The sequence below is a fragment of the Peribacillus muralis genome, assembly GCF_001439925.1.
Classification (GTDB): domain Bacteria; phylum Bacillota; class Bacilli; order Bacillales; family DSM-1321; genus Peribacillus; species Peribacillus muralis.
Window position 1 is genome coordinate 1 of the sequence record NZ_LMBV01000049.1, and the last position, 10551, is coordinate 10551.

Annotated in this window: 11 protein-coding genes and 1 pseudogene; 7 read left to right on the forward strand and 5 right to left on the reverse strand. The window is 34.5% G+C overall.

The annotated features are described in order from the left end of the window. Window positions 1–151 precede the first annotated feature (151 nt). Both ASU00_RS23710 and ASU00_RS25860 read right to left on the reverse strand, forming a co-directional pair. Window positions 152–997 carry an SDR family oxidoreductase gene (locus ASU00_RS23710; RefSeq protein WP_057915903.1) on the reverse strand — a complete coding sequence of 282 codons (846 nt, stop codon included), beginning with the start codon at window positions 995–997 and terminating at the stop codon, window positions 152–154. A 309-nt stretch (window positions 998–1306) separates the two neighbouring features. After that, the gene (locus tag ASU00_RS25860) at window positions 1307–1456 is read right to left on the reverse strand and encodes a hypothetical protein (protein ID WP_057915904.1); all 150 of its coding nucleotides are present in this window, start codon (window positions 1454–1456) and stop codon (window positions 1307–1309) included. A gap of 381 nt (window positions 1457–1837) precedes the next feature. Here ASU00_RS25860 and ASU00_RS26855 point away from each other — a divergent pair, with 381 nt between their 5' ends. Beyond that, entirely contained in the window at window positions 1838–1936 is a 99-nt protein-coding gene (locus ASU00_RS26855; protein ID WP_330219563.1) for an NUDIX hydrolase, read from the forward strand. 101 nt (window positions 1937–2037) lie between these two features. Next, window positions 2038–2202, forward strand: coding sequence for a hypothetical protein (locus ASU00_RS25625; protein WP_161809786.1), 165 nt, complete (start codon window positions 2038–2040; stop codon window positions 2200–2202). A 239-nt stretch (window positions 2203–2441) separates the two neighbouring features. Here the strand turns inward: ASU00_RS25625 and ASU00_RS23720 are convergent, their stop codons facing one another. Continuing rightward, complete coding sequence (locus tag ASU00_RS23720) at window positions 2442–3110, reverse strand: DNA alkylation repair protein (protein WP_057915905.1); 669 nt, start codon at window positions 3108–3110, stop codon at window positions 2442–2444. 1410 nt (window positions 3111–4520) lie between these two features. Between ASU00_RS23720 and ASU00_RS23725 the strand changes: the two genes are divergently transcribed. The 4 genes and pseudogenes from ASU00_RS23725 (at window position 4521) to ASU00_RS23740 (ending at window position 8351) form a co-directional block, all read left to right on the forward strand. Beyond that, window positions 4521–4922, forward strand: a complete 402-nt coding sequence (locus ASU00_RS23725; protein WP_057915906.1) for an Rrf2 family transcriptional regulator — start codon at window positions 4521–4523, stop codon at window positions 4920–4922. A gap of 78 nt (window positions 4923–5000) precedes the next feature. Further along, the gene (locus tag ASU00_RS23730; RefSeq protein ID WP_057915907.1) at window positions 5001–5861 is read left to right on the forward strand and encodes a class I SAM-dependent methyltransferase; all 861 of its coding nucleotides are present in this window, start codon (window positions 5001–5003) and stop codon (window positions 5859–5861) included. Window positions 5862–5909: 48 nt separating this feature from the next. Then, window positions 5910–6815: pseudogene (locus ASU00_RS23735) on the forward strand (NAD(P)/FAD-dependent oxidoreductase). 81 nt (window positions 6816–6896) lie between these two features. Continuing rightward, window positions 6897–8351: a DHA2 family efflux MFS transporter permease subunit gene (locus tag ASU00_RS23740; protein ID WP_057915908.1), complete on the forward strand. Its 1455-nt coding sequence runs from the start codon at window positions 6897–6899 to the stop codon at window positions 8349–8351. Between the two features lie 267 nt (window positions 8352–8618). Here the strand turns inward: ASU00_RS23740 and ASU00_RS23745 are convergent, their stop codons facing one another. Further along, window positions 8619–8840 carry a helix-turn-helix domain-containing protein gene (locus tag ASU00_RS23745; protein WP_057915909.1) on the reverse strand — a complete coding sequence of 74 codons (222 nt, stop codon included), beginning with the start codon at window positions 8838–8840 and terminating at the stop codon, window positions 8619–8621. Window positions 8841–8850: 10 nt separating this feature from the next. After that, window positions 8851–9342 (reverse strand): DUF2975 domain-containing protein, encoded by a 492-nt coding sequence (locus ASU00_RS23750; protein ID WP_057915910.1) that lies wholly within the window; start codon window positions 9340–9342, stop codon window positions 8851–8853. Between the two features lie 448 nt (window positions 9343–9790). Here ASU00_RS23750 and ASU00_RS23755 point away from each other — a divergent pair, with 448 nt between their 5' ends. Next, window positions 9791–10330, forward strand: a complete 540-nt coding sequence (locus tag ASU00_RS23755; protein ID WP_057915911.1) for a hypothetical protein — start codon at window positions 9791–9793, stop codon at window positions 10328–10330. Window positions 10331–10551: the final 221 nt, after the last annotated feature.

The following is a 10551-nucleotide window of genomic DNA, read 5'->3' on the forward strand; positions in this document are numbered from 1 at the left end:
CGGGACTCACACCCTATAGATTGCACCCATGCCGGGCGCACGAAAAAGCTGCCTTAAAGACAGCTCCGAACTTCAGCTAACTCACCTTTTAGTTCATTATGAAAAGCGATTGTTATTAAAAGAATCGTGCCCGATAAACTACATATAACCGTTACATCCATTTGCCTTTAAAATCTTTAATATATTTCTTAATTTTAGTTGGCTTCTTATTCGTAATAGTTTCATAATCATGTGTAATCCCTTTAGCCAATCCCAGTTTTGTTGGGAAATGAATACCTACTACCACATTAACGAATTCTTTATTCACACCTTTTTTGAGCATAAATTCTTTAAATTCTTTAACAGAAGGATTGGTGTACTGGATGTTAACGCCCAGCACCTCGGTCATGATGTCTGAAACTCGGTAAAAGTCAAACGCCTCATCACCTGTGATCACATATTTCTTATTTTGGTGCTTCTCTGTATCTTGCAAAGCTATTGACGCCACCTCGGCAAGGTCCCTTGTATCCACAAAGCTGGTCTTTCCTTTCCCAGCAGGTATAAAGATTCGCTGTCTCTCTTTTATTTCTTCCCCAAGAAAATCATTTAGATTTTGCATGAAATATCCGGCACGAATGAAGGTATAAGAAACGCCAAGCTTTTTAAGTAGCTTTTCATTTTTGAAATGATGGATAAACGGCAAGAATTGAACATCTTTAACGGACAAATAGACAATGTGATTGATGCCCTTTTCTTTTGCCTGTTGTAAAAAACTTTCGAACTTAATCATGTCGCCTGGCGGATAAATCAGAAATATTTTATCGATATGGTTTAATGCACTTTCAAATGTGGTTGGATCTGTAAAGTCGAGCTTAACAAATTCATAAGCATCTCCATAATTCAATTTAACCTTCTCTACATTTCTCACCCCGCATTTCATGGGGATCCCTTTTTCTTTTAAAATTTTGGCTACTTCAAAACCCACTTTTCCAGTAAATCCTGTCACAAGAATATTCATCTTATCCCTCCATCGCAAACAGAAATGTGTTCTTCTGTTTGCTAAAATCATTCTCATCATTGTTCTCTTTTTTCAAGGTAAGTTAACCGCCCATTTAGTTCAAGTTCAATCACCCGACAATTGCAAGAAAGCTTCTATCTGGGAAATATAGTGCAACCTAATAATTTCCACTGGAGATTACTGGTGTATCCAAAATAACGGCTGCTAATATTCATGGTAATAATAAACTTCATCATCATCCATTGAAAAAAAGATCTTCAAATAAGAAAAACATAGGTAGATTTTAATCTTCCTATGTTTTCAGTACTATTATTTATCTGTTTGTGATTGTTTCTTTTTCAAATACTCCGCACGTATTTTTTCAAGTTGCTGCTTTTTATCAAATTTGGCAGGCTTCTGTTTTTCATGAAACTTTGTCACAGCTACCTGACTTTTGTAATCCAATTGATATTTTCCCACTTTGTTCACCTACTTTTCTTGTCTGTAAAGAGTATCTATTCAACAAATATAATATACCTTATCTCACTGAAGTATACCTTATTACTTTAATAGTGTACTGCTAACTTTGCATATATCAATAAAAACACTAAAATGTTTTTATTGCAAAGTCTTTTTACTGCTTGTTTATAACCAGTAATTTACAATAAAATTGGATCTGAACCAAGAACTTTGTTCATTCCAATTTTTCACCACTATTGTAACACTTCTTATCTTTCTACTCCATCTTTATGGTAAGGCATTAAGTTATTGGCAGTATGTATGTCCACCCATTTAATCTCAGCAATTTCATTCTTGTCTTCAATTGTAATTTCTCCGTGAGAGACCTTAGAACTAGCTGTTATTCGGGAAACAAAAGAAGAAACAGGTTTAGTAATTGAAGTAGGAAATATTATTGCGGTTAATGAGGTATTTTTTCAAAGCAGGGACATCACGGTTTAATGATTACATTTGGAACAAAAGTTATTAGGCTTCTCATTGATGGACTAATGAGTAGAATTATGAAATATTATATATGAAATAATGAGTTCTGGAGGTGTATCATGCAAAAGGCAATCGTAGTTTATTATATTACCGATAAGAAGAATAACTTAAGTGATTTAAATCAACTTTTGCAAGAGGGATGGAAGGTTGTCTCTCAGAGTGCTATGTCAGGTGCAGGTGGTGGTGGTCCAGTTTATTCACTTGTTATATTGGAGGGTAATTAGGAAACAATGCTTCGGGATTCATTGCACCTAACGGGAAACGATAGTTTAATTATCCGCCTTTTCAAATGGCGGTTTTCTTTTGGGGTAAAACAGCATTAAAGTCTCGCCTCTTTAAGCTTCCTACAGATCAAAAAGAGATAGTGGTTAATCCTCTACATCTTCTTTGCATATTTCACTAACTAGCTGCCATAACGCGTTGTTTTCTTTATTTTTCGGTCCAAGCCATTTTTCAGAGGTAACTAATTATTATGTCGTTTGTTAACTTCAATCGTAATGAACTCCGGCAAATAGCTGGGAGTACATCCTTTGGATACTATTTCATCTTTATAAAGACCCGTTTTCTCACCAAGTTTAATACAACGTGCACGATTCTTTTCATCATAAACGCCTATCCAGCCAGCGGTGAAATTCATAGCCCATTGAACTTCCGGTTCTTCCTGCGTAATATTAGCTTCTAATGCAGATAGCAAGTCTGCGGTGTTATCAGGCGGTGTTTGTCCAGTCCATCTCAATCGCGCTTGATAATACCAGAAAGCTCGCCTTTGAAGAGCAGAAGGACTATTTTCCCAAGACTCCATCAATGCAATTTTCTTCTTGTCTTTGGTGAGCTGATTAGCCATTAACCAATCCATTAAGTTATTTCGCTCATCAAAAGTGTGAGTCTGCATATCCTTATCAAGCTTATTTAGCACATCTTGTGAAAGAAGTTTTTTGTCCATAATTAAGATTGCTAATAGTCTGGGCAAAAACTCTTCGGTTGACCAAAGTTCCATAGCTAGTTCGTGATCTTTTTTAATGTCCTTCGCGATTTTTCGTAAATCGCCTAGCTTAGTTTTACTATTGATCTTAGGTAGAATATTTTCTGCTTTTGAAGATCGTTTAATTTCTGTATCTTTTTTTTCATCCATTTTATACAACTCCTTTATTTAAGCACTGTTTCATACTATGTCCTTGACGGGATATAACAACCATCCACGGAGGGTAAGTAATTGGGATGGTTGTTAATACAAACTGAGAAATGTTAAAATTGTTATCCCCATAAAAAGGAATGCAAATCCCCAGAGGGTACCACAATAACCATAATACCCAATAAAATCCCAAGTAGTAACGACATATATGGCCCTCTAGCCAAAGCTATTGCCTTCTGGCGTTTACTAGCCTTCCTAATTTCAAGTTTTCTTTATTTCCTTCATTTCTGCTTCCTATATAAACATGAACATGTGACTTTGAAATGCAAACTACACCAATACCGTGTCCAATTTTATGCATTAATACACTTATCGGGATAGCTAAGGCATATAACAGTAAAATCTTAACATGATTAACTCCTTAACTACCAATATTCTCTATATTTAAAGTATACACCAAATTTGAATAATTTGTTTTGTCCTTAATACCTACATTGACCTATTGACCCCACTATCAGTTACTTTTTCTTTACATTGTATAAGTTACCATTTCCTCACCAAGAGGGAAGTTTTCATACAAGTATGACATTTGACTCTTATAAAAAGTTAATGTTCCACAATTTGGCCCGATTGCTGAACAAAAAAACACCATTAGCTATCTATTATATTAGATCATAAATAATATTCTAATTTTATAGAAGTTATTATTTTTTACAAAACTCATCCTTTTCTGAATACATGTCATGGCGCTTTGAATAAGTTTTTTGTTACCATTCACTTTATAAAACCCTGTTCATTCATTATTCTACGTCCAATAACCTGTTAGGATTTATCTTTTTTAGATTTGAAACTAATTGATCGAACTAATACAAGATATCTTGAAAAATGAATAAATAGAAAGGGCATGTCTGAAAAGAATTAATCAAAACATGCCCTTATACTATTTAATTGGATTATCCATTTATAAAAAAGATTGATCATTTTTATGTTCCTTAATGAACTAAACTCAAATTCATTTCCTCTGAACCATCAACTTTAATAGTCGTAATTTTTTCATCCATTTTTTTACCGGTAAAATACCCAAATTTCTTCGGTAGTAAAGGCAGCAAGAGGATTATTTTTCATGTTCCATTTTTTGAATCAGCGAATACTAACTATCGAAGGGCTGTTTTTTAAACACCCAAATAATATAAATATCAGTACAATAAATAAACAATGAAATTTTTTATTCTTTCTCAATTTCCCCTTAATGGGGTACCGCCAACATTTTGGAAATTTTGTACGCTTAAAAAGCCCTTTTTTTATTCTTTTCAACTAATTTCATATCCCCTCTAATTTCAAAATGTTTGACAGCTCCTTATATTAACGATATTATATACCTACCAAGTCTCTGATTGGAGGGATTAGAACATGAAATTCTCAAGAGGTACAAATTATGCTCTTCATACAATGTTGCACTTAGCATTATCATCATCTACAAACAAACCAGTTGGTGTTCAACAACTTGCGGAACAACAAAATGTCTCTCAGGCATACCTTTCTAAAATTTTAACAAAACTGGTGAAAGAAGGCATGGTTTCTTCAGTGTCCGGAGCTAAGGGTGGCTATTCATTACCCTATAATTGGGAATCCATTTCTTTTTTAGATATTATACAAGCTATTGACGGTAAGGCATCCTTATTTGACTGCCATTTCGAACATGGTCCAGGTTGCCCTATTGAAAAAGTCATGGTTTCAGCTGAAGAGAAAATGGAAGAGAAGTTAAGAAAAACGACAATTGCAGACTTAATAAAGAATAAGACAATGAATTGACGTTCGTTGTCTATTCTTACAGCTAATTATAGATATAATGTATCTACAAAGTATATGAATGATGTGGAGGAATAATTAATGAATGAGCTTTTATTTAATAAGCAAGTTTGGGAAGATGCTTGGGATAATGACCCAAATGCATCCTTAAAACAAATGAAACAAGCAGGTATAGGATCTTATCAATCAAAGGGCTTTTCCAAATGGGCTAAGGCATATAACGAAAGTTCTTTTAGTGTTGAAGGTAGAGAGCGGAGCGAACGAATTATAAAATGGATTGAAAATCAAGTTCTATCGTTCCAGGAAATGTCTACTTTGGATATAGGAGCTGCATCCGGTGTATTTAGCATCCCATTAGCTAAAAGAGGTGCCATTGTGACTGCATTAGAGCCCTCAACAGATTTTGCAGAAATGCTAGCGACTAATGTTAAAAACCATTCATTAGACATTTCCGTTATTAATAAATCGTTTGAAGAAATGGTTGCTGATCATAAGAGTTCATATGATCTTGTCTTTGCATCAATGTGTCCAGCTATAACAGATTGGCAAATGGTTAAAAAAGCCATGGGTTTATCAAGAAAATATTTTTATATCAGTATGATGGCAGGACCAAAAAAAAATTATTTAATGGAAGAGATATTATCTGTAATTCATATTGAGAAAAAAATATGTAATTCTTCGGATATGGCATACTTGCTACATTTACTATACCTAGAGGGATATGCATACCAATCCTTAATAGAAAACCATAAGAAGGTAACCGTAATGAGTATAGAAGATATAGTAGTACGGTTAACGGAATGGTTCATTGACTATGGGATTAATGCTGACAGCGTACTGTTAAATAAAGCAGAAAGCTATTTACGCCAGTCATACGGAAATGAAATACCCGTAACAACCGGGGGTAAATTCGGAAAGGTTCTTGTTCATTTTGAAAACTAGGCAGTTCAATTTACTGATGATATTTAATAAACTAAAGGAGGATTTTTTATGATTTACGATTGTGTCATTATAGGTGGAGGTCCAGCTGGACTAAATGCAGCATTGGTTTTAGGGAGATCTAGAAGAAAGGTAGCCCTCTTTGATACAAACCAACCTCGAAACGCTGTTACACATGCTTCTCACGGATAACTTACCCAAGATGGCGTAACACCATCAGAATTTCGACGCATTGCTTATGAAGAAGTATTAAGTTATCCAACTGTAGAGCATCATCCAGATAAGGTTTTGGAGGTGCAAAAAATTGAACAAGGATTCTTTATTCGGACGGATCAAGGAGAATTCCAAACTCGAAAATTGCTAATTGCAACAGGCTTAAAAGAAGAACTACCAGAAATCACCGGTGTTGTGGAACATTATGGAAAAAGCATCTTCTATTGTCCTTATTGCGATGGATGGGAACTTAGAGATCGTCCTCTAATTGTGGTTTCTGATCAACCAGGAATATATCACTTTGCTAAGCTTCTCTACAATTGGTCTCGTGATCTTATGGTCTGTACAAATGGAAAAAGTGTTTTGACTGAAGAGGAAAAACAAGAACTAAATGCTAAAAATATTTTAGTATCTGAGCAAATGGTTCAATCTTTTAATGGGATAGATGGGCAGTTAGAAGAAGTGAAATTTATCGATGGAACTCGAATAAAACGGACAGGAGGTTTTATAATTCCAAAGTGGTTTCCTCAGTTAGATTTCTTGAAGTCAATTAATTATAAAAAAAATGATAAAACTGCCGTTCTGACGGATGCAATGGGAAAAAGTACAATTCCTGGTTTGTTCGCAGCTGGTGAAGCAACCACTGGTGGACCTACCCAACTTATCGTGGCTGCTGCTTCGGGGAGTGTGGTGGCGACTAGTATCAATTTAGAACTCACAGAGGAACAATTTTATTTTAAATAGGACATTAATAGATTTTTGTCCTATTAGAGATATAAAAAGTATTTAATGTCTATTAAAATAAATGATTTTAGGAGTGTTAAGATGACTAAAATTGCTGAGGACCAACCTAACATAAACACACATGTACATTATAATGTTGTACCTATCATGATTGCATTGCTATTAAGTGGTTTTATAGGCATGTTTAGTGAAACAGCGCTGAACGTAGCCTTAAGTCAATTTATGATTGTCTTTGATATTTCTGCTTCCACCGCCCAATGGCTAACGACCGGTTATTTGCTAACAATCGGTATCTTAGTTCCTATATCAGCTTTGCTGATGCAATGGTTCACGACTCGGCAACTCTTTATTACCAGTATCACTTTATCTTTGATCGGTACGGTAATTGCTGCCCTTTCCCCTTTTTTTGATCTATTGTTAACTGGGCGAATTATACAAGCTATAGGAATGGCTATTTTGCTGCCGTTAATATTTAATACAATCCTTGTAATTTTCCCACCAGAAAAAAGGGGGATGGTAATGGGATTCCTTGGTTTAGTGCTTGTCGTAGCACCTGCTATTGGTCCTACTTTATCTGGAATAATACTTGAGAGTTTAGGATGGGAATGGATTTTCTGGATTCCCCTACCTTTATATACCATTTGTCTCCTTATAGGTATTCGATATATTCAAAATGTATCAACGATAACCAAACCCAAGATAGACGTTATTTCCATCTTCACCTCTACGCTTGGTTTTGGCGGAATTGTGTTTGCTCTCAGTAGCTTAGGTGAATCTACAGCAGGAATAAAAAACAGCGCTGTTATGATTACTACAACAATTGGTTTCGTTTCTCTAATTGTATTTGTTACCCGTCAATTAAAAATGGAGCAACCTATGTTAAATTTACGAGCTTTTAAGTATCCCATGTTTACTCTCGGTACTTTTATGATATTTAGTTGTATGATGTTTACTATGGTTGCAATGATTGTATTACCAATGTTTCTCATCCAAGGGTTCGGTCTTAATGCAATAGCAGCAGGTCTTGTTCTGTTACCTGGTGGAATTTTGCAAGCCCTCATGTCTCCTGTAACTGGTAGGTTGTTTGACAAGTTCGGTCCTAAATGGCTAATTCCCTTAGGTTTATCATTTATCACAGTAGCTCTTTTGTTTTTTTCAAACATAACATTAGATACTCATATAGCAATCATTGTGGTGCTTCATTCATTGTTAATGATAGGTATTTGTTTGGTATGGATGCCTGCTCAAACAAATGGCCTTAATCAATTGCCCCCAAGCTTTTATCCGGATGGAAGTGCAATTATGAACACACTCCAACAAATAGCTGGTGCTATAGGTACAGCAGTTGCAATTACTATAATAACTTTAGGCGTTGATCGATTTATGCAAGATTCACAGAATCAGTTTAATTCAGCGAACGAATCACTAGCATTAGTCGCAGGCACTCAGGAAAGTTTTATTTTTGTATTAATTGTCGCCATTATAGGATTAATTTGTTCACTTTTTATAAAAAAGGTTAAATTAGAGGAACAATAAAAAATCCGACATTAATTAGTGATAAATATATATAACGCTAAAAAACGGCTTGTCTAAATTGATATGTCGTTTTTTTACAATTCATAAAGTAATCCGTTCAATTTATTAAAGTCTATATATTATTCTATTGGTATTCTATTGGTATTCATAAGCATACGATAAACCCCCCATAAAAAAACCACCTAATTATGCAACTATCCTGCCCCGTTAGTTGCATAAAGAAAGAGCTGCCTCAGCAACCCCTTAAGATGAGAAATTTGTTGTCTATTATCCTTGAGTGCCCTCTTCACTTTTGTATTCTAAAAGATCTCCCGGCTGACAGTCCAAAGCCTTACAAATCGCTTCTAACGTGGAAAGTCGAATCGCTTTTGCCTTTCCATTTTTCAATATAGAAAGGTTAGCCATCGTTATTCCAACCCTCTCCGAAAGTTCTGTTACGCTCATTTTCCTTTTAGCCAGCATCACATCAATATTGATTATTATTTCCATGTTATTCACCTCAGACTATTAAGTCATTCTCTGATTTTATATCGATGGCTTCTTGTAAAAGTCTTTGAAGAACAGCCGCAAAGACAGCAATCACCATGGGAGCAAAAATCATGACCATTCCGACTAGTACGAGACCAGGAGCGTCATCTACTTCCGCCATGATAAAGACGAATGGTAGGGCCACCACATACAAGCCACTGATTATGATGGCACATTTTTTAATTTTCTTCAGAGCTCTTACAGATAATTCCGAGAAAGCTTGGTTCTTGTCAATATAGCTTAATAGGTTAAAGGATTGATACAAAGCGAAGTAAAATGGGATTGCCGAAACATACATAACCATTAAAAGGCCATATACAACATAAGCTAAATCTGAACCTCTTTTTGCTGCTTCATTTGCTTCATTCGCTATCTGAGGCAATAAAAATAGACACAAAGCAAGAACAGGAATGCCAATAAAAATAACAGCCACCTTTAAAAAGAGTGTTGAACTTCGTTTCATAAAAAGCACCTCATTTATTTATTGTCAAAATTGAATTTAACATACTTTTTATCGTTTTACAATAAAACATTATTGATTTTTGAGATATTGTTATTGTTTATAGATTTTTTCGGGCAAAATAAAAAGCATTCACATTACAGCGAAATGCTCTATAACTTTAGACTATTCAATTTATAAATTGTGCAACCATCCTGCCTCAAAAAAGCTGTCTTAAAGAAAACTCTGATCTTCAGCTAACGCACCCGTTAGTTTAAGTAAAATATTTCACAAACCATTAGGAAGTAAACAATTCAAGGCTACGTTATCTTGGTGGTAATTCATTCGATGTTATCCAAGTACACATTTAAAAATATTTAAATCTGCTGATTTACTTAACTTTGGTTTATTCATTTTTCATTATATTTACTGAAAACCGTATAAATGGTAAAATTCCGAAGAGGTGAAATCATTGAAGTTTAAGAAGTTTATCATCTGCCTATCATCATTATTAACGGCTTTTGTGTTACTCTTTGTTCTATTGAGATTAATGGGAATACTAATATGGGTGAATGGCGAACCTCTTGATAAATGGATTGCATTAATTGGTTTAATTGCTATGCCTGTTTCAATTTCTATACTATCGAAAAAGATTAAGCTTAATAAAAAGAAAGAAAGTACTTTGCTTAATATAGTTGTTTTTGCTAATTTACTTTACTTATTAGGTTCGTTTTCCATTTTATCCGAAAACTATACTTTTATTAAAAGTGGTAAATATCTTTCTTCCCCTTATGTTATACACGAAAAGGAACCATTTCAATGGCCAAAAGATGAGTATGAAAGTAAGTATACATTTTACAGTTCTTTGAATTCATTTATTTATATAAAAAATTCAGTCCAAAAGGGAAATCAAGGATTGAGTGAACATGCTCGTTATAGGGATTATAGTGTTAAAGTTATAAGTGGAAGCCTCTACATTACATGGACTGGTGGATCAATATTTATACGATAAAAGGAAGAAGGATATGTCCCACTTCCTTTTTTATTTGAATCAAACGATTTTTCTCTTTCCGTTTATGATTCTATATTTATTTATATCATTTAAAACTTTTCGTTTTCAGAAGAGATAGAAGTTCATCTTAACTATCCTGCCCCGTTAGTTCCAATCGAGTAGAGGGAAAATAAATGTATTATTTTCGCCCCTCTCACAACACCGTACGTACGGTTCGCGTA

Excerpts from the sequence above, each read along its gene's own strand:
- ASU00_RS23745 (WP_057915909.1), bottom strand. The coding sequence starts at position 8,840 with ATGGAAATAATAATCAATATTGATGTGATGCTGGCTAAAAGGAAAATG.
- ASU00_RS23710 (WP_057915903.1), bottom strand. The coding sequence starts at position 997 with ATGAATATTCTTGTGACAGGATTTACTGGAAAAGTGGGTTTTGAAGTA.
- ASU00_RS23720 (WP_057915905.1), bottom strand. The coding sequence starts at position 3,110 with ATGGATGAAAAAAAAGATACAGAAATTAAACGATCTTCAAAAGCAGAA.
- ASU00_RS23750 (WP_057915910.1), bottom strand. The coding sequence starts at position 9,342 with ATGAAACGAAGTTCAACACTCTTTTTAAAGGTGGCTGTTATTTTTATT.
- ASU00_RS23740 (WP_057915908.1), top strand. The coding sequence starts at position 6,897 with ATGACTAAAATTGCTGAGGACCAACCTAACATAAACACACATGTACAT.
- ASU00_RS23730 (WP_057915907.1), top strand. The coding sequence starts at position 5,001 with ATGAATGAGCTTTTATTTAATAAGCAAGTTTGGGAAGATGCTTGGGAT.
- ASU00_RS25625 (WP_161809786.1), top strand. The coding sequence starts at position 2,038 with ATGCAAAAGGCAATCGTAGTTTATTATATTACCGATAAGAAGAATAAC.
- ASU00_RS23725 (WP_057915906.1), top strand. The coding sequence starts at position 4,521 with ATGAAATTCTCAAGAGGTACAAATTATGCTCTTCATACAATGTTGCAC.